Source organism: Actinocrispum sp. NPDC049592 (assembly GCF_040675465.1).
Lineage (GTDB): Bacteria > Actinomycetota > Actinomycetes > Mycobacteriales > Pseudonocardiaceae > Kibdelosporangium.
This window is the reverse complement of the sequence record NZ_JBFAPA010000005.1, coordinates 366,505-385,000: the sequence shown is the minus strand read 5'-3', so window position 1 is coordinate 385,000 and position 18,496 is coordinate 366,505. Positions and strand designations below refer to the sequence as shown.

The following is an 18,496-nucleotide window of genomic DNA, read 5'->3' as shown; positions in this document are numbered from 1 at the left end:
GCGATACCCGCGCACTTGACGGTCGAACGAACCAGACCGACCCGCAAATCGGCCACATTCCAGCCACCGTACCCATCGTTCTCGGCCCGGTTCGACCCATCGGTGCGCCAGGTTGTCATGGCGTACTTCGGGGTGCAACACGCTTCGGCCGAGCCGCCTGCGGTGGTCACAACGGCCTTGGCACGCTTGGCTTCGACGGCGGGCGGTAGTAGTCGTGAGCGGGCGCACTACGTCGACGAGGCCGGTTACCACACCACGCTGGAGATCCGGTACTGGACGGACCCGGCGGAGTTCTCGTCCTGGTTGGCGGACAACGACTTCTGGACCGTGGGCCCGGCGAACCCCGAGGCCGGGTTCTTCTTGGAGGTGGTGCGGCCACCCATCCAGCGATTCGAGACGTTGTTCTCCAACGACCGGGTGGAAGGCGTGGCCGTCGCCGCGGACAGACTGAGCGGTGAGATCCAGGAGCACGGGTACTGGGGCGGGGCGCGCGACCGGATCCCGTTGGCGCAGTCCGACACCCTCGCTCCGACGGGGGCTGTGTCGGCGGGCTTTTCGGGAGACCTGGTGACCATCGTGCCGAACGGGAACCTGTGTCTGATCCGCTCGGGCCAGGAATGGACCGAAACCGACGGGGATGAGCGCCGGATGTACCTGGAGGAGGTCGAACCCGTGCTGCGTGCGGGAATGGACTTCCTGCGCGACGACGGTTTGCCGGTTGGCTGCTACGCCAACCGCTACGTCCGGGTGCTGGCGGCGGACGGGAACGAGACCGACAAGAGCTTCGGCCTCAGCTGGTGGCGAGGCCTCGAAGACCTCGAAACCTGGGCCGAGTCCCACCCAACCCACGTGGCGATCTTCCGCGCGGCCCTGAAGTACCTCTCGACCATGGGCCCCGCCGCCCGGCTGCGCCTCTACCACGAGGTCACCGTCGCCGAACCCACCGAGACCCGGTTCGAGTACCTCGGATGCCATAAGGGAACGGGGTTGTTGCGCGCGCTGTAGTTTGTGCGGACCGGCTCGTCCGAGGCCGAGTTCAAGCAGGCGTGGGCGTCCCCGAGCCCCTGACCAGCGTCGCGGTTCCTGGGTCGGCTGCACACCTCCTCGTGCGGAGTGTAGATCGTGTTGGCTGTCCGGCGGCGGGACAGGGCTGTGCGTTGTCAGCCGGTTTGATCATGGCCGGTAGCGGGCGGGTGGGGGTGGAGGAGGTGGGCCGAGGGTGGGGGAGAGCCAGTGGGTGTAGGCGGCTGTCCAGGTGCCGTTGGCGCGGATGCGGTCCAGGACACCGTTCACGAACCGCACGAGATCGGGCGTGCTCGGGCTGACGCCGATGCCGTAGGGCTGTTGCTTCAACGGGCGGCCGACCACGGTGGTCTGCGGGTCCTGTGCGGCCAGCGCCAGCAACAGGATGTCCGATGTGGAGATCGCGTCGATCTGGTGTTGCTGGAGCATCACCAGGCAGTCGATGACATCCGGCGCGGCCACCGGGATGGCCGTGGGCGTGAACGTGCGGATGTTGATGATCGACGTGCTTCCGGCCGCGGCGCAGATCTTGCGCCCGCCGAACTGCTCGATCTCGGTCGCCGGATCCCCTTGCCGGACAAGCAACCGCTGGCTGGCCGTGTAGTACTCGGTGGAGAACGCGACATCCCGCCAGTTCTCGCAGGTCATGGTCGTGGTCCGGACGGCGAGGTCGATCTCGCCGCGCCGCAGCATGGGCACCCGGTCGCTCGCACTCAGCGCGATGAACCGCACCCGGGTGGGATCGCCGAACAGGGCCCGGGCGATCTCCCGGACGATGTCGATCTCGAACCCGGCCAGGTCACCCGAGACCGGGTCGCGATACCCGACGCGGTAGGCGTTCTGGTTGACCCCGGCGACCAACCACCCCCGCCGCACGATCTTCTCCATCGTCGACCCCGGCGGCATGCTCCCGGGCAACGGAAGCGGCCCGCCCGGCCGCAGGCTTTCCCGAGGATCCCCGCATTCAGTGGAGTCCGTCGACGCATTCGGCGGCACAGCGGGATCCTGAACCTCCGCCGGACGAACATCGGGTGCCACCACCGTCACGCGCGGCGGCACCGGACCGGCCTGCCCGCACCCGCAAGCCATCAACAGGATCAGCACGATGACAAGCCCCCGCATGGGACAAAGCACAGCACGACGATGCTCGCCGCCACCATCGGAACGTTCCTGAGGTTCAACGACCTCACCTAGCTGCGTTACGTCGTGTTACGGCGAGCTTTACCGCGAAACAGGGAACAAACAAGACTGTTTCCCGTCCAGCACCCGTACCAGCCGAGGTTGGCGATCATGACCGTGATGCAGGCCCTCCCGACGTTCCCGTTCGGCACCCCGCCCACTCTGAGCACCGACCCGGAAGGGCTGCGCCTGCTCGACGGATCGTCGGTGGTCCGGGCGCGGATGGCCGAGGACGGCAAGGAGGTCCTGCTGACCCTCGGCTACCACGCCACCCGCCAGTCGATGACCGATCCCCGGTTGCTGCGGGAACCCGTTACCCGGCCGGACGCCCCGGTCACCCTGCCCGCGCTGGTCGGCGTCACCGATGTGGTCTCGGTGATGGACGCGCCGCGGCACACGCGGGTCCGGCGGCTGATGGCCGGGGCGTTCACGCCGCGGATGGTCGACCGCCTGCGCCCGCGCATCCAGTCGGTCATGGACGACCTGCTGGACGGGTTCGCCCAGTACTCGAAGCCGGCCGACCTGATCACCTCGTTCATCGCGCCACTGCCGATCACGGTGATCTGCGAGCTGCTCGGCGTCCCCGAGGCGGACCGGTCGGACCTGCGCCAGTGGGCCGAGCGGTTCATGGCCGCGTCCGTGCCACCGGAGCAGATGGCCGAGACGCACCGCGAGATGGGCGGCTATCTGGCCGGTCTGATCACCGACAAGCGGGCGCACCCCGCGGACGACCTGACCACGGCGCTGGTGCAGATCACCGACGAGGGCGACCGGCTGACCGAGGCCGAGCTGGTGATCAACATCCAGACGCTCCTGGTCGCCGGCTACGAGACCACGCTCAACCAACTCGCCAACGGCATCGTCACGCTTTCCCGCAACCCCAGCCAGTTCGACCTGCTGCGCGCCGACCCCAGCCTGACGGGCAACGCGGTCGAGGAGCTCCTGCGGTACGACAAGCTGATCACCTCGACCATCCCGCGGATCGCCGCCGAGGACCTCGACCTCGACGGCCACCCGGTCCGCGCCGGTGAGGCCGTGGTCGGCGTGCCGCACATCGCCAACCGCGACCCGGCCGTGTTCGCCGACCCGAACCGGTTCGACATCACCAGGCCCAATGCCGCCCAGCACATCAGCTTCACCCACGGCCCGCACTTCTGCGTCGGCGCGCACCTGGCGCGGACCGAGCTGCGCATGGCGCTGGAGACGTTGGTGACCCGGTTGCCCGATCTCACCGTTGCTGTTGCCGACGAAGAGCTGGAGTGGAAGGCGAACTCGCTCAACCGCGCCCTTCGCCGGCTTCCGGTCACGTGGTGACGTCCGTCCTCAGTGGACTGTGGGGATCTCCTTGTTGGAGTAGTACGGTTCCCGGAACGGGAGCTCCTCGGTGAGCCAGTGCACCAAGCCCTGGTAGAGCTTCGTGTAGTAGCCCTGCTCGTAGGCGGTCGGCGTGACCCACCAGCTCACGTCCACGTCGTACTTCAGCAGGTCCTCGGTCAGCTTGGTGCGCCGGCCCATCGGGTACAGGTAGGCGCAGCCGAGGTAGCGGTCGTTCGTGTCGAACACGGCGAAGGTGTACGAGCCGCCGTCCCGGAACTCGCACTCGTGCCAGATCACGTCGACGAAGTTGAACTCCTCGGTGACCGCCTCGGTGGGCCAGGAGCCGCCCCTGGTCTGCCGGATGATCTCGAGGCTGGCGTTGATCCCGCGGACGTCCTCGGCGAGGTGGTCGCGGGTCAGCGCCTTGGCGACGACGTCCTCGTAGGTGAGCGTCTCCGGGACGCCGTGCACGTCGAGTTTCTTGACGAACTGGCTGTAGTCCATGGTCGCCTCCCAGGCTGGTTCGCTACGGAGGCTAACGGTAGGCGTCGCGGTCGGCTTCGTGCCGGACTTTCGTCAAGGCGTCGCGCAACTCGTCGAGCCGCACCGAGCCGAGCGCCAGCCGGAGGGCCTGCGGCACGGTGGGTGTCGTGGCGAACGGTTCGGCCGTGGACACCGCGACTTTCTTACGCGCCAACGATGCCGCGATCCGGTCCGCCCGCGCGTCCTGCGCCAGCGGCAGCCACAGGAAGTACGACGACGGGTGTCCGACATATGGCAAGCCGTCCAGAACTTCGCGGGCGACGGTTTGGCGGTGGCGTGCGTCCGCGCGTTTCTGTGTCTCAAGGTGGTCGACGGTGCCGTCTTCCAGCCATCTCGTGACGATCGCCGCGGTCAGGCTGGGCGTGTGGTAGGTCGTGGCGCGGATGGCGCGCTCGATCGCTTCGACGTGCTTCCCGGGTGCGACGACGAAGCCGATCCGCAGGCCAGTGGCGACGTTCTTGGACAGCCCGGACACGTAGACGGTTTCCCGCGGCGCTCGCATCGCCAATGGGGGCGGCGCGTCTTCGGCGAGGTAGGCGTACGAGGCGTCTTCGATGATCAACAGGTCGTGGTTCCGGGCGATCGTGACCAGGTGCTCGCGCTGGACTTCGTCGAGGACCCAGCCGAGGGGGTTGTGCAGGGTCGGCATGGCATAGATCGCGCGAACCGGGCGTTGGCGGCACAGGAGTTCGAGGGCGCTGAGATCAGGACCCGTTGCTGTCACTGGCAAAGGCGCCAGTTGGAGGCCGAGAGTGCGTGCGAGGACGGTGAACCCCGGGTAGGTGATGGCGTCGATCGCGACGATGTCGCCGGGCTTGAGCAGCGCCATGGCCGTCACCGCGAGGCCTTGCTGGGCGCCGTTGACGATCAGGACTCGTTCGCGTCCTGTTGTGAGGCCTCGTTTTCTGAGGTGGCGGGCGATCGCGGCGCGGTCCTGGGTGCGGCCGCGGTGTGGTTGGTAGCGCAGCAACGCGTCGAGGTCTCCGGCCGTGGCAAGGTCTTTGAGCGCCTGCCGCAACAGATCGGCCTGGCCGGGGACGGCGGGGGAGTTGAAGCTGAGGTCGGTGGCGTCGACCGCAACGGAGTGCTGGTCGCCGCCCACACCGGGCGCCGTGGCGAGGTCCCGGACGAACGTGCCCCGGCCCTGTTCGCTGCTGACCAGCCCCATCGCTTCGAGTTCGGCGTATACCCGGGTCGCGGTGACGACCGCGATGCCTTCGTCGGCGGCCAGCTGACGGTGGGTGGGCAGACGCGTCCCAGCGGACAGCCGTCCGCTGCGGATCTGCTTGGCCAGCGTGTCGACCACGCCCTTGTACCTCGGTACTCGCACACCGGGATGGTAAGCATGACAATTCTTGGACTGTCATGCATTGGCCGTTCTACGGTGCGCTCATGCATACCGCGATCCTGACCTTCGAGGGGTACAACGAGCTCGACTCGCTCATCGCGCTGGGGATCCTCAACCGTGTCAAGGAACCCGGCTGGCGCGTGTCGATCGCCAGCCCCACCCCGCGGGTCACCTCGATGAACGGCGTCACCATCGACGCGGCGATCGGCCTCGACGAGGCCTGCACCGCCGACGCCGTGATCGTCGGCAGCGGCTCCCGCACCCGCGAGGTCGTCGAGGACCTCACCATCATGAGCGTGCTGCGCGGCCTCGACCCTGCCCGCCAACTCCTTGCCGCCCAATGCTCCGGCACTCTCATCCTCGCCAAACTGGGCCTGCTCAACGACATCCCCGCGTGCACCGACCTCACCACCAAGCCCTGGGTCATCGCCGCCGGCGTCACCGTCCTCAACCAGCCCTTCTACGCCCGCGGCACCCTCGCCACCGCCGGCGGCTGCCTCGCCGCCACCTACCTCGCCACCTGGACCATCGCCCAGCTCCACAGCCTCGACGCCGCCAAGACCGCCATGCACTACGTCGCCCCCGTCGGCGAAAAGGACGAATACGTCGACCGCGCCCTCCGCAACGTGACGCCGTACCTCGACCCGGCACTGACGTCTTCGTTGCCACGATAGTGCGGTTCGAACTGCTTTCGATTGTGCGGCCGGGCCGATGGGCCGACCCGGCAGCGACGTCTGTCCACCGCTGGTAGTCGTAGGACCTGCCCTGGCATGGCCGGGTCACGGCCTGTTCTCCCCGTGTAGGTTGTTGATTGTCCGAGTCAACCGATCACTCGCACCGAGCTTCCGGCAGACCCGCTCCAGATGTTTGGCCGGGATCCGGACCCTGACCTGGATGGCGAGGTGACGCGGTCGGTTCTCCTGGTGGGGGAGTGGTCCGGGCGGGTCAGGCAGGTCGAGTCGTCGGAGGCGGCGGCGGATGCGCGCGACTGGTTCCAGGAGGCGTGCATCTGGTTCAGCGCGGAAGAGCCCGGCAGTACGGAAAAGCTGGCCACCTCCGGCCTTCCCTCGACTCCCGGCTTCGGGGTGACCTCGCCGCCACGTCAGGCCACCGACTATGACCGCCAGGCCCTGGACGCGCTGGCCCAGGCCCTGATGCATGAACCGGACTTCGCCGGGTGGGTGGCCGCGCGTCTGGGTGAGCTGGCCGATCTGCTCGGCGGGAGTAGCCGCCTGGTGGTCCGCCGCCATCGGAGCGAGGCGGCCGAGCGGGTCATGGAGCTCGCGACGCCGGACGAGTTCGTAGCGGAAGGCACGGGGGTGTGGCGGACGTGGCCCGCGGTCGATCCGGCGAGCCTGCCCGATGTCGATCTCGCCGGGTGGCTGCTGATCCCGGGTGCCATGACGGGCGAATACATGGAAAGCCTTGAGTCCGAGACGGATGCGGCGACCCGTGTGGCCGACATCATCGCCGGGCACGTGAACAACGCACCCCTGTGGCGAGCATGCGGCGTGGCCGAGTTGATGCCCCAGCTCGTCGCGTTGCGGCGCAGCGAACAGCTCGACGCCGACCTGGACCTGTTCTTCGAGAACTACGGGTACGAGGCCATGTTCGAGTGACCTTTATTCCGTTTGACATGTCGTGGCCCCGAACGGCAAGATCACTGACGTGATCTACTGACGGACACATCACCGATCCACACGCCTGTGGCCCGCGCATCTTCAGCGCAGTGCGCCCGCGTGTTTCCGTCTTCTTCGAGGGCAGGGCTCAACTCCGGTTGTGCCGCCTGGAGGTCGCATGTCAGGTCAGCTCACATTTCGGTCGGTCAGCAAGACCTTCGCTCATCGCCGGGTGCTCGACGCCGTCTCGCTGACGGTCCGCCCCGGTGAAAAGCTTGGTGTCGTAGGGGAAAACGGCTCCGGAAAGTCGACGCTGCTGCGGTTGATCGCCGGGCAGGAGACCCCGGACGACGGTGAGATCACGGTGGTCGCGGAAGGTGGGGCCGGGCACCTCGGACAGGTGCTCGCACTGCCGGACGACGCGACCGTCAGCGACGCGATCGACGCCGCACTCGTCGAGATTCGCTTGCTGCACAAGAAGATCACGGCCGCGGAACGGGCGCTCGGCAACGCCACCCCGGCACAGCTGGCCTCCTACGGCGAACTGCTGACGATGTTCGAGTTGCGGGATGGTTACTCGGCCGACGCTCGCGTCGAGGCAGCCATGTCGGCGCTGGGGATCGGCGACATCGGCAGGCAACGGCGGCTCGGCACGTTGTCCGGCGGGCAGCGCGCCCGGCTGGCGCTGGCGGGTGTGCTCTCGGCCGAGCCGGAACTGTTGCTGCTCGACGAGCCCACCAACCACCTCGACGACCAAGCGCTGACGTGGCTGGAAGAACGGTTGCGGGCCCACCGCGGCACGCTGGTCGTGGTGACGCATGACCGGCTGCTGCTGGAACGTGTCGTCACCGCGATCGTCGAGGTCGACGGTGACCGCGCCGCGATCTGCCGTTACGGCAACGGGTATGCCGGTTACCTCGCGGAGAAGCGGGCCGCCCGGCAGCGCTGGGAGCAGGCGTACGCGGAATGGACCGGCAAGATCGCGCACTGGACGGAGTGGCGCAGTACGACGGCGTACAACGTCGCCCCGGGCCGGGCAATCAAGGACCACAACAAGTGCAAGTACAACGGTTACGGGCGGCGCGTGCAGGCGTCGATCTCGACGCGCGTGCGCAGTGCCTCGGAACAACTGGAGCGGTTGCGGGCCGATCCCGTGCCCAAACCACCGGAACCGTTGCACCTCAACGCATCGCTCAACGCGGCGGTGCGGGAAGGCGCGGTGCTCGAACTGACCGACGCACGCGTCGGCGACCGGTTGCAGGTGGACGAACTCGTTGTGACCGCGGGACAACGCCTCCTCGTGACCGGGCCGAACGGCGCGGGCAAGACGACGTTGCTCGACGTGCTGGCAGGCAGGCTCGAACCCGAGCACGGCGCCGTCACACGGCATGGTGCCGTCGGCTACCTGCCGCAGGAAACCGTTGTGCGGTACCCGAAGCAAACGGTGCTTGGCGCGTTCGCCGAAGGCAGGCCGGGCGACCACGCCGAGAAGCTGGCGTCGCTGGGCCTGTTCCGCGAAGCCGACTTCGCCACCCCGGTCGGCGCGCTGTCGATCGGGCAACGTCGTCGATTGGCACTCGCCCGGCTGCTGGTGCGTGAGTCGGACGTACTGCTGTTCGACGAGCCGACCAACCACCTGTCGCTCGCGCTGGTCGAGGAGCTCGAAACCGCGCTCGCCGGCTACCCCGGCGCCGTGGTCGTGGTGTCACACGACCGGTTACTGCGACAGCGGTGGCAGGGCGACGAGCTGAAGCTGAGCGAAGGGCGGGTGCTCGTCCCCGCGGCGTGATGCCGTCTCAGGAGCCGATGGCCGTAGCGCCTGGTCCCGATTCACCTTCGGTGTCGTCGATTCCGTGAAGTCCCCAGCCGACGTCATCGACGATCCGCAAGCCTTGGCCCGGATCGAGGCGTTCCGCGGCATCTGGGACGTCGGCCTGATCCGCGGAACACCGCTGGCCCGGCTCCGTGCGGAGCCAGGCCAGCGGGTCGCGCCTGGAACTTGGGTCAGACGCCGGTCACGCTTCTGATCCAGGACCGCTGGGAGATGAGGTCACCGTAGATCTCGCCACCGGTGTCGCCGCACGCGTCGCCGCCGCGGCTGTCGGCGCCGACCAGGCGGCCGTCGACCAGCGGAAAATGCCGTCCGGTTCGCCGGCATTGGGTCAGTGGCTGTAGGACTCTGCGTATTTGGTGCCGGGGACGCCGAGGCCGGTCACGTTGTCGTAGCCGGTCGTGGCGGTGAGGGCTCCGTTGATTCCGGTGCTGTACAGGCGTTTCACGATCGGGCTGGTGGGGTCTTGGGGGTTGGTGTAGTCGTTGCGGGCGAGGTTGTACTGGGTGTCGACGATGTCGCGGTAGGCGGGGGTGCCGTATCGGGTGTAGAGCTGGAAGTTGGCGAACCCGATGGGGGCGCCTTGGGCTTGTTGGGCGAGGGCTTGGATTCCGGCGATCAGCGGGCTGGACAGGCTGGTGCCGCCCAGACGGGTCTGGTGGAACCGGGCCACGCCGTCGACGTCGAGCTGGGTGAAGCCGACCTTCATGCCGGTGCTGGAGTCGGCGAGCGCCGAGATATCAGGCACGACCCGCATCGGGTAGGCGGAGGTGCTGCCGTCCGGGAGGGTGGTGGCCAGTTTGGCCGGCACGACGCCCGCTTGGTAGGCGGGTTGGCGGTGCTGGATGCTGGTTCCGCCACCGGATCCGCCGGTGAACGCGGTGGGGTAGCCGTCCCGAGGCGCGGGTGCCCAGCCGGTGCCGTCGGGTGTCATGGTCGAGCGGACCACGTTCCAGGCCGTCTCGACGACGCGGTTGCCGGACTGGTCCAGACCGAGGTTGGTGCCGCCGACCGCCGTCACCCAAGGGCTTTCCGGCGGGTAGTTGGTCTGCTTGCGGGTGGAGCCGTCGGCCTGGCCGATCGGCGTCGCCGGGTCCTCGTACCCGCCGTCGCCGGAGGAGTAGTAGATCCCGATGCCCTGCACCGCGGCCCGCTGGAAGACCTGTTCGAAGGCCTGCCGGACGGAGTCGGCGGGTGGTTCGGACCCGATTCCCCACGAGTTGGTCACCAGGTCGGCCAGGTGCTCGTCGACCGCGCGGTTCAGCGCGTCGATCAGGCTTGTGGTCTCACAGTCCTTGGCGCCGATGTACGCGATGTCCGCGTCCGGCGCCATGGTGTGCGCGGCCTCGATGTCCAGCGCCTCTTCGGGGTAGATGACATTGGCGTCACTGCCGTAGCAGACCGGCGAACCACCCGGCGTCGTGTACTGCTTGAGCTGACCGGGCCGGAAGCCCTGGAAGTTGTGTTTGTTGTAGTAGGCCGCGAGGTCGGCTTCGATGGTCGGCGAGGCGTACGGGTCGAGGACGCCGATGGTCACGCCTTTGCCGGTGAGCTTGCTGCGGTCCAGACCGTAGGCCTTCCGCAGTTCCTGTGGCCCATAGCCACAAGGCGTCCACGGCACGACCTGGCCGTCGACTGGCGGCCGGTCGGTGGCCTGCTTCTGGCCCCAGTAGTCCGAACACGGCTCCGCGCGGTAGATCGCGCCCGGCGGGCCGAACGGGTCGCTGGTGGCCGCAACGGCTTCGGTGTGCTGCGGCCGGACCTGGCGCATGGCCGGGTCGTCCAAGCCGATCACGCCCAGGACGGCGCCGGTGAGCTGCGCGGGCACGGTGACCGGGCCGTCGGGTGCACGGTGCAACCCAGTGGCGTCGGCATAGTTGTGCAGCGTCACGTCGAACGCGCGTTGTGCTTGCGCCACAGTGCCTTTCGCACTCACAAAGTGCTTGTCAACGTTGGTGACAGTCAGTCCGGTTGATTTCAGCCAGGATGTCACCGCGTCGACCTGTGCGGGTGCCGGGCCGAACCGATCGGCCACCTCCGCCGCGGTCAGGAAGTGGCGGAAGGCGGCGTTGCGCGGATCGGAGACCGCCAGGGCATAGGCCGTCAGGCCCCGCGGATCGCGTCCGGCCAGGTACACCCGGATGTCGTCCACAGTGGACGCTGGATCCAGCGCGCCGCGGTCGGCCGCCGCCGACGCCCAGCCGGGCCGGGCGTCGGCGATCATCGTCCGGTCGGCCGCGGACGCCGTGCACACCGAAGCCAGCAGAACCGGCCCCGCCAGCGCGGCGACAATGGCGGCACTTCTGTTCAATTGCCGTTTCAAGGAACCCCCATCGTGAATGTGCGATGCGGGCAACACCTTCCCAGATCCGTCACCTTTTGGCCAGGGTTTCACCAATTCTGTGCACGTCGGCAATTGCCGTCGAACGGCTGACCGGCAAAGACATTCAGATGAAAGGGCCGTGCAATTCCGCTCTGAAACAATGGCGCTTTGCGGCCAGGCGCATATCAGGTCGTGAGCCGTTCACGGAAGAACGCCAGCACGCGCTCGACGCCCTCCTGCTGCCGGTGTTCGGTGAGGGTCGAGTGCTGCTTGCCGGGGAACTCGACCGCGATGAACTTGTCGCCGAGCTCCTGGCGCAGCGTGTCGAACCGGGTTCCGACGACTGGATCACCCGTGAACCGCAGGCCAAGGACCGGACAGCCGGCTGCCGTCTTGGCCTTGACCGCGGTGAGGTCGGCCGCGGACAGGTCCAGGGCGGCGCCGCGGGCCCGGCCGAAGGGGAACGGGACCGACGGCTGCGCGAGCACCGGTGCCACGACCGGCGCGTCGGCCAGCATCGCCAGCGCGAAGCCACCGGTGAAACACATGCCGAGCGCGCCGACGCCTGGTCCGCCCAGTTCGTCGTGCGTCGTGCGGGCCAGGGCGCGCAGCCAGTCCGCGACCGGTGACGTCCGGCGGAGGGCGATCTTGGTGAACTCGCTGCGAACGCACAACCGGCCGATCGACGCCAGCGTGTAGAGGCCCGTTTTCGGCCGTCCGGGTGTGCCGAACAGGGACGGCATCAGGACGGTGAACCCGGCGTCCACCACCTCCTGCCCGAACGCGAGGACCTTGTCGGTGAGGCCGGGTATTTCGTGCACGACGATGACGCCCGGTCCCTCGCCCTTCCGGTAGACCGGAAACTTGTGGGTACCGTCGTCGAATTCGGACAACGCCCACGAATCGAGCTCGGACATCGACTCACTCCTCACCGCTGGAAGATGGTGGGGTGATCGTCACATGGAGAGGGTCACGTAGGTCAAGTCGCGTGTGGAGCGTGTCCAGACCACGTCGGGGCAGTCGAGCCCCTCGGCCGCCAGTTGCCGTTTGACGACCTTGAACGTGGCGGTCCGGGGAAGGTCCGGGATCGTGCGGACGTACTTGGGCGCCTGTTTGGGGCCGAGGTCCGGCTGGGCAGCGAGGAAACGGCCGAACTCGTTGGGGCTCAACGGGGTTCCGTTGGTGACGATGGCGGCCATCACCTGGTCGCCGGTCACCGGATCGGGCACCGCGTAGACGGCGGCCTCGGTGATCGCGGGATGCCGCAGGAGAATCCGTTCGATCGGCGCGGTGCCGAGGTTCTCGCCGTCGACACGCAGCCAGTCGCCGAGTCGCCCGGCGAAGTAGCAGAACCCTTCGGCATCAAGGTAAGCCAGGTCACCCGTGTGGTACTGGCCGCCACGCAAACGATCGGCGTCCGCTCCGGGATCCCGGTAGTACCCGGCGAACCAGCCCGCGCCTGCCGTGTTGACCATCTCACCGACGGCCTCTTCGGCGTTGAGCAGGCGGCCTTCCGCGTCGAACTTCGCGGGCGGGCACGGCAGGCCAGTCTCTGGGTGCAGGATGGCCACGTCGTCGGTGAGGCGGCCGAGGGAAGCGGGCGGCGTGTCATCGGTGCGGGAGAAGCCCACGCCGCCTTCGGTGGACCCGAACGCGTCGATCACCTTGCAGCCGAAGCGTTGCGCGAACGCGGTCAGATCCGCGCCGGCGCCTTCGTTCCCGTAGACGAGGCGCAGCGGGTTGTCCTTGTCGTCCGGGCGCGGGGGAGTGGCGACCACATAGGACAGTGGCTTGCCGACGTAGTTCGCGTACGTCACGCCGAACTTCCTTACGTCAGGCAGGAAACCGGACGCGGAGAACCTCCGCCGCAGGGCGACACCCGCACCCGCGGCGAGCCCGACCGCCCACCCGGCCATAATGGCGTTGGAGTGGAACATCGGCATCGACACGTACACCGTGTCCTGTGAGGACAATCTGAACCGGTCCGCCAGCATCCAGCCGGGGAACGCGATCTTGCCGTGCGTGCACCGCACCGCTTTCGGGTCACCACTGGTACCCGAGGTGAAGATCAGCATGAGCAGGTCGTTCCCGCTGGCGGGGACCGGATCAAGCAGTGCGGTCGCGGGAATCGGCCAGGATTCCAGCTCCTGGATGTCAACCCCGGTGAGGGGCAGCCCTTCCAGCAACGGCAGGTACTTCTGTTCGGCGAGCACGAGCTGGCAGTCCGCGAGCCGGATGTCACGCGCCAGGGCCTCGCCTCGCCGGGTGGGATTGAGCCCGACCAGCACGGCACCGGAGAACGCGCAGGCGCCCAGCAGGAACGAGAAAGCGGGCACGTTGTCGGCCAGGATCCCGACGTGCGGCGGCACATCGGGGCGCAACGCCGTCCGCAACGCGGCCGCGTACCGCGCGGAAACCCGAACGTGCTCGGCCCACGGATAGAACTCGTCCTCAAACCGCAACCCGCGGTCCCGGTCCTCGGCGCGCGCCAACAGCAGCTCAGTCACCGTCGGCACATTCACGGTCCACCTCCGCGCACGGATAGAACGTGTTCTAGTTATATCATCCGTGGTCAAGCGCGAGGGCGCGATGGACGTCCTCCGGGACGCCCCAGCGCAGGTTCGGCGGCCTCACGTCCGTTTTGTGTGCACTATCGGCGATGAGGGCCCAGAGGTCCTGCGGGGATTCGGTTCCGCTCGTCCGGGTCAGGTAATCGCAGTGGGTGGCCAGGAAGGTCGCGTGGCGGGACTCGATGGAACCCGCGGGTGGGTTGACGACGATCGTCGGGATGCCGTTGCGCAACGCGTGGCTGGTGGTGGAGCCGCCGAGGGTGAGGACCGTGTCCGACGCCCGGTGGTACAGGTCCATGCGATCGGTCGGACCGGTGCAGCGGACGTTGTCTGGCAGCCTGATCCCGCCCAGCAGGTCCCGGGTCATGCTGGGCGTCAACGGGATCACCAGCACCGCATCCCCAGGAGCGTGCTGCCACGCAGTGATCACCTGTGTCAGCGTGGTCCGGAAGTACTCACGCTTCGTGGGGTGGAACGAGCCGAACGATGCCGTGACGACCAGTGCCTCCGTGGACAGGCCGAGAATCCGGCGCGCGGTCGGCTGGTCTTCGCTGGTCACGCGTACTATCGGGCCGATCGCGGTCACTTTCCGGCGGATCGCCTCGGGGATCGGTTCCATCTCCGCCCAGCCCGCCAGCAGGATCCGGTCCGCGGCGGCGAACGCCTCGGGTCCGGCGTCATAATGCCGGAACGAACACACGATCAGCACACAGGGCACCTCGCACACCAGCGGCGCCAGGCACAACTCGTCAGACACAACGACGTGCGCCTTACGGGCCCGTAGATGTTTTCGGATCCGGTAGGCGGCGTACCCCGAGTGATCCAGCGAGTCGGGAACCTTCAAGTCGTGGCACGTCGTGCCGGACATCGCGAAGTAGTCGACGGCGCTGCCAGTCGCGGCAATCGCCAACTCCGAAACCCTTGGAGCACGGGCCAATGCGGGCACGATCAACGCGGAGCGGGCCGCGTGCGCCCAGCCGGTTCCGCGGCACAGGTAGTCGATCTTCATGACAGCCGAAGGGTTTCCAGATACCGGTGCACGGGCCAGTACCCGGCCACCTCGGGCGGGACCGGGCCGAACCGGTGGCGGTACCGCTCGATCCAGTCGAGCATGTGCGTACTGAGGTCGGCTGTTGTGCTGCGGACGTGCACGAGGTCCACACCAGACGGAAGCAGTTGCTGAACCTGTTGCCAGAGTAGTGGTTCCGCGAGAATTGCCAGCCACATCTGGTCCAGCTCGGACGACAATGGCAGCAGCAGGCCGCCCATGTCCGCGGCGATCACCAGGCCGCGAACCAGTTCCCGGACCTGCGTACGGATCTCGTCGGTGGTCCGGTCCGGCAGCAGGCGGCACCCGGTGAGGCCGTCGCTCACCGCGCGAGCACAGTCGTCCACTTCGGTCATTGCGTGAACCGGGAGGGAACAATGGTTCGGTTCAAGGTGAAGTCGTTCGCTGGGACCACTGGCATGGAGCCGGGCACAGTCATTCCTGGGTCGCCGGACCACTCCGACGGCCGGGGATCGTCCACTCCAGGCACGCCAATGGGCAGTTTGTCCTGCGGCGCAACGGCTGGGATCAGCTGCTCGCTGGTGATCGGATCGCCGGGATGCTGGAACCGGGCGTCCACCGAGATCCTGTTGTACCGGCTCGGATTGGCGGCGGTGCCATGCACGACGAGGCTGTGGAACACCACAACGTCACCGATTTCGCAGACGGGCTCGGCAAGGTTGGCCGGGTCGACGCCGAGCGCGGGCGGAAGGTGGTTGTTCTGACCGCGTTGGCCGAGTTGCCGCAAACCATCGTGGTGCGAACGGAGTTCCACCTGGATGCCGCCGGTATGGCATGCGTGCAAAGGCGTCCACACAGTGAGCACGTCCGGTGTGCCCTGCACGAAACGGTAATCCTGGTGGTGCGGCGTGGTCCACTTGCTCAGGCCGCCGCCGGGTTCGTTGAACCGCAACCACCGGCGGGGGTGCAGGAACGGTTCGCTGGTGTCCAGCACCCCGCCGAGGAACGAGCGCAGCCGGGGATGACGGAACAAATCGGCATTCGACGGACACGCGAACAATGCCCGTCGCAGCCCGAGGAGATGCTTGTCGGCAGTGGCGTGGCGACGCAGATCCCGCCACGTCCAGGGCTCGCCGGACACCTGGGAGAACGACGCGGTGAGCTCGTCCCGCAGCCGCAGCACGGACTTCGCGGGCAAGGCGTTGCGCAGCACGAAACCGCCGTCCTCCCGGACCGCTTTGCGGGCGGATTCCGTGAGGCATCGGTTGTCGGCCGGGGACCGGGTCAGCACGAACTCATGCATGCGCCACCTCCGCGCTCGTGGGCGGCCTTCAGCCTCGTCACGCTGATGTGGTCCGGCCCGAGATACCACTGCCAATACGCCAGATACCGCTCCCGGAACGCCGCGGCGGCGCCGGTCTGGTCCATCGCGTCGTGCACCTCGGCCAGGCACGTCCACAACAGCGGCAGGCCGATCGACTTGCGCCGGTGCAGTTTGGCGAGGCCGTACAGCTTGCGGCGCAACGACGTCAGCCCGGTCATCGGGGCGCCTCGCCGCAGCAGACGGCCGATCGTACCGGCGAGCACGACCATGGCCAGGTACTCGGCAACGAGCCGCCGCTGAGCCCAGTCCAGCACGGTCGCGTAGCTGTGCAGTGCCTCCTCGAAGCGACCGGTCCGCACGTAGAGATCGCCGAGGACACGCCAGGTGTGATGGTCGAAAGGCGCCCGATTGCTTTCGTACAACGCGATGAGCTCGTCGATGCGACCGGACCGCAACAACGTCCAGCCAAGGCGGTGGCGTAGACCGAGCAACCGCTCTGTGTCCACTGGGGACTGTCGGACGGCGCAGTCCATGGCCTGCGCGTACGCTTCTGCTGCCTGCCTCAGTTTTCCTTTCTGCAGCAACGAATCCGCCCGCTGCTCTGCGTCGGTCATGGTAGGTTCACCAGTGCTTCGGCCTCCGCCGTGAACCATCGCCACAGCTTCGCCTTGTCCGGTTCGTCGATCGCCACCTCGGCCATGGCGGTGCGCATGTGAGCGAGCCAGCGGTCGCGCAGTTCCACGGTGATCGGGAAGGGCAGGTGCCGGATCCGGAGGCTGGGGTAGCCCCGGGCCTTGGAGTACGTGATCGGGCCGCCCCAGAACTCGACGAGGAACCAGCCGAGGTGCTGGGCGGCCGCAGTGAGGTCGGCGTCGGGATACATGGCGCGCAACGCATCGTCGCCGGTGACTCCCACGTAGAACCGGTCTGCCAGCTCCATCAACAGGGACTCGCTCGCCAGGCGCATCACGAACTCCTGTTTCGCAGTGCTGCCAACGCATTCACCGTCGCCTTGGTGACCCGCACGCGCAGCACCCGTTCGATGGGAAACACAGTCGCCTCGGTTGCCGCGACAACACCCGGCACGTGGTTGCGACAATCGGGGTCGAAGCTCACGTAGACGACGGTGCCGACGGCGGCGGTCACAGTGCCACACGGCAACAACGTCCGGATGTGGTCCGCGCACGCCGCACGTTGTGCCCGCACGTGATCGACCATGGATTGCCACGCCCGCAGTCCGTCCACACTGAACAGCGTGTCCAGCGCCGCCAACTGGAACGCGTCAAGGCGGTGCGGACCTGCCTCCGCCTCGATCTTCGCCACAATCCCGGCGGCGGCGAACAGCAGGCCGAGGCGCGCTGCGGCCAGCCCGGTCGACTTGGCGAGACTGGTGCAGAAGATGGCTTCACCATTGAGAAATCGCCCGATCCGCGGCAACACCGGGTCTTCGCTGAGGTCGTCATAGGTGCAGTCGACAATCGCCGGTTCGGCGCACAGCCGGGCGAGGTCGGCTTCGGCGATGACGTGCCCGGTCGGGTTGTTCGGCGTGCACAGCACGGGGATGTGCCCGGGTTCGGGGAGCGTCCCCACGTCGTAGTGGGTCCAGCTGAGTCCGGCGCGCTCGGCGAGAGGCACGAAGCCATACCAACTCCGCCACGGCAGGGCCAAGGAGGAGATGCCGCGTCGCGTGGTGTGGCGTACGGCCATTTCCAGCGCTTCGGTGCATCCTCGGGTTGGCAGCACGTTCGCGGCGCTCACGCCGTAGTGCGCCGCCACCCGTTCGCGCAATTCCGGGTCCAGCAGCGGATAGTGGTGCCATGGCGTTGCGGCCAGCCGGTCGAGGACGGCGCTGTGCAGGACGGGCGGGAGTTGGCGGTCGAATACGGTCAGGTCCGGGCTGGGGGCCGTCAACACGGGACCCGGCCGGCGGCGTTGATGGCGGCCAAGGTGAGCCCGTGCTTGTCCCGCAGGTACCGCACGACGTTCCAGTAGCGGGCGCGTTCCTCGGTGAAATCGCCGAACCGGCTGATATACGCGGGGATCCAGAACATGTACTCGTCGAACAGGTTGGGGTTGGCCGGGCCCGCCGCGTAGTCCTCGATCTCCACGGTCTGGTGGTGGATGAACGCACCACCCGGCAGCGCGCGGCACAGCTCCGCGTAGAAATGCGTCTGCAGGATCAGCTCGTGCCACACCTCGTCGGCCTCACGGGTCAACGGGATGAACATCGGCACGCATTCCGACGCGATGATCAGGAACTTCAGGCACTCCTCGGTCTGCGTGCGCAGATCCCCGGGACTGCGGCCGGCCAGCCGCTGCCCGAGCACCTGCTGAACCGCGGCGGGAACGTAGTGCTCGACACCAGGAAACACCATCGTGACGTCCTCCATGAATCGGGCCGACGCCGCTG

Annotated in this window: 19 protein-coding genes; 6 read left to right on the top strand and 13 right to left on the bottom strand. The window is 67.7% G+C overall.

The genetic code is table 11. The features are described from left to right. The first annotated feature begins 102 nt into the window (after nt 1-102). Nucleotides 103-1,005: a phenylacetaldoxime dehydratase family protein gene (locus AB0J95_RS16430; protein ID WP_364757811.1), complete on the top strand. Its 903-nt coding sequence runs from the start codon at nt 103-105 to the stop codon at nt 1,003-1,005. A gap of 168 nt (nt 1,006-1,173) precedes the next feature. On the opposite strand, the gene AB0J95_RS16425 is transcribed toward AB0J95_RS16430, so the two are convergent. Next, nucleotides 1,174-2,145: a glutamate ABC transporter substrate-binding protein gene (locus AB0J95_RS16425; RefSeq protein WP_364757809.1), complete on the bottom strand. Its 972-nt coding sequence runs from the start codon at nt 2,143-2,145 to the stop codon at nt 1,174-1,176. A 168-nt stretch (nt 2,146-2,313) separates the two neighbouring features. Here AB0J95_RS16425 and AB0J95_RS16420 point away from each other — a divergent pair, with 168 nt between their 5' ends. Further along, complete coding sequence (locus AB0J95_RS16420; RefSeq protein ID WP_364757807.1) at nt 2,314-3,516, top strand: cytochrome P450; 1,203 nt, start codon at nt 2,314-2,316, stop codon at nt 3,514-3,516. A 9-nt stretch (nt 3,517-3,525) separates the two neighbouring features. Here AB0J95_RS16420 and AB0J95_RS16415 read toward each other — a convergent pair whose 3' ends face one another. Together AB0J95_RS16415 and AB0J95_RS16410 are read right to left on the bottom strand one after the other, a co-directional pair. Continuing rightward, nucleotides 3,526-4,023 carry a GNAT family N-acetyltransferase gene (locus tag AB0J95_RS16415; protein WP_364757805.1) on the bottom strand — a complete coding sequence of 166 codons (498 nt, stop codon included), beginning with the start codon at nt 4,021-4,023 and terminating at the stop codon, nt 3,526-3,528. A 31-nt stretch (nt 4,024-4,054) separates the two neighbouring features. Then, a complete protein-coding gene (locus AB0J95_RS16410) occupies nt 4,055-5,392 on the bottom strand; it encodes a PLP-dependent aminotransferase family protein (protein ID WP_364757803.1) in 1,338 nt (445 codons plus the stop codon). A 62-nt stretch (nt 5,393-5,454) separates the two neighbouring features. Between AB0J95_RS16410 and AB0J95_RS16405 the strand changes: the two genes are divergently transcribed. From AB0J95_RS16405 to AB0J95_RS16390, 4 genes are all read left to right on the top strand, one after another. Next, nucleotides 5,455-6,084, top strand: coding sequence for a DJ-1/PfpI family protein (locus tag AB0J95_RS16405; protein WP_364757802.1), 630 nt, complete (start codon nt 5,455-5,457; stop codon nt 6,082-6,084). Nucleotides 6,085-6,312: 228 nt separating this feature from the next. Then, nucleotides 6,313-7,029: a hypothetical protein gene (locus AB0J95_RS16400; RefSeq protein WP_364757800.1), complete on the top strand. Its 717-nt coding sequence runs from the start codon at nt 6,313-6,315 to the stop codon at nt 7,027-7,029. 178 nt (nt 7,030-7,207) lie between these two features. Continuing rightward, a complete protein-coding gene (locus tag AB0J95_RS16395; protein WP_364757798.1) occupies nt 7,208-8,818 on the top strand; it encodes an ABC-F family ATP-binding cassette domain-containing protein in 1,611 nt (536 codons plus the stop codon). 64 nt (nt 8,819-8,882) lie between these two features. Then, the gene (locus tag AB0J95_RS16390) at nt 8,883-9,056 is read left to right on the top strand and encodes a hypothetical protein (protein WP_364757796.1); all 174 of its coding nucleotides are present in this window, start codon (nt 8,883-8,885) and stop codon (nt 9,054-9,056) included. A 135-nt stretch (nt 9,057-9,191) separates the two neighbouring features. Here the strand turns inward: AB0J95_RS16390 and AB0J95_RS16385 are convergent, their stop codons facing one another. The 10 genes from AB0J95_RS16385 to AB0J95_RS16340 form a co-directional block, all read right to left on the bottom strand. Continuing rightward, a complete protein-coding gene (locus tag AB0J95_RS16385; protein ID WP_364757794.1) occupies nt 9,192-11,171 on the bottom strand; it encodes a S53 family peptidase in 1,980 nt (659 codons plus the stop codon). A 197-nt stretch (nt 11,172-11,368) separates the two neighbouring features. Further along, nucleotides 11,369-12,100 (bottom strand): dienelactone hydrolase family protein, encoded by a 732-nt coding sequence (locus AB0J95_RS16380; RefSeq protein WP_364757793.1) that lies wholly within the window; start codon nt 12,098-12,100, stop codon nt 11,369-11,371. A gap of 39 nt (nt 12,101-12,139) precedes the next feature. Next, nucleotides 12,140-13,705: a long-chain-fatty-acid--CoA ligase gene (locus AB0J95_RS16375; protein ID WP_364757791.1), complete on the bottom strand. Its 1,566-nt coding sequence runs from the start codon at nt 13,703-13,705 to the stop codon at nt 12,140-12,142. 40 nt (nt 13,706-13,745) lie between these two features. Next, on the bottom strand, nt 13,746-14,762 hold the full coding sequence (locus AB0J95_RS16370; protein ID WP_364757789.1) for a hypothetical protein: 1,017 nt from the start codon (nt 14,760-14,762) through the stop codon (nt 13,746-13,748). Then, nucleotides 14,759-15,157, bottom strand: a complete 399-nt coding sequence (locus AB0J95_RS16365) for a hypothetical protein (protein WP_364757787.1) — start codon at nt 15,155-15,157, stop codon at nt 14,759-14,761. The genes AB0J95_RS16370 and AB0J95_RS16365 overlap by 4 nt, the downstream gene beginning before the upstream one ends. Next, nucleotides 15,154-16,065: a phytanoyl-CoA dioxygenase family protein gene (locus AB0J95_RS16360; RefSeq protein ID WP_364757785.1), complete on the bottom strand. Its 912-nt coding sequence runs from the start codon at nt 16,063-16,065 to the stop codon at nt 15,154-15,156. Before AB0J95_RS16360 ends, AB0J95_RS16365 begins: the two co-directional genes overlap by 4 nt. Continuing rightward, nucleotides 16,047-16,700, bottom strand: a complete 654-nt coding sequence (locus tag AB0J95_RS16355) for a hypothetical protein (protein WP_364757783.1) — start codon at nt 16,698-16,700, stop codon at nt 16,047-16,049. Before AB0J95_RS16355 ends, AB0J95_RS16360 begins: the two co-directional genes overlap by 19 nt. Next, the gene (locus AB0J95_RS16350) at nt 16,697-17,053 is read right to left on the bottom strand and encodes a globin (RefSeq protein WP_364757782.1); all 357 of its coding nucleotides are present in this window, start codon (nt 17,051-17,053) and stop codon (nt 16,697-16,699) included. The genes AB0J95_RS16355 and AB0J95_RS16350 overlap by 4 nt, the downstream gene beginning before the upstream one ends. Beyond that, complete coding sequence (locus AB0J95_RS16345) at nt 17,053-18,000, bottom strand: pyridoxal phosphate-dependent aminotransferase (protein ID WP_364757780.1); 948 nt, start codon at nt 17,998-18,000, stop codon at nt 17,053-17,055. Before AB0J95_RS16345 ends, AB0J95_RS16350 begins: the two co-directional genes overlap by 1 nt. Beyond that, on the bottom strand, nt 17,994-18,461 hold the full coding sequence (locus AB0J95_RS16340) for a hypothetical protein (protein WP_364757779.1): 468 nt from the start codon (nt 18,459-18,461) through the stop codon (nt 17,994-17,996). The genes AB0J95_RS16345 and AB0J95_RS16340 overlap by 7 nt, the downstream gene beginning before the upstream one ends. Between the last annotated feature and the right edge of the window lie 35 nt (nt 18,462-18,496).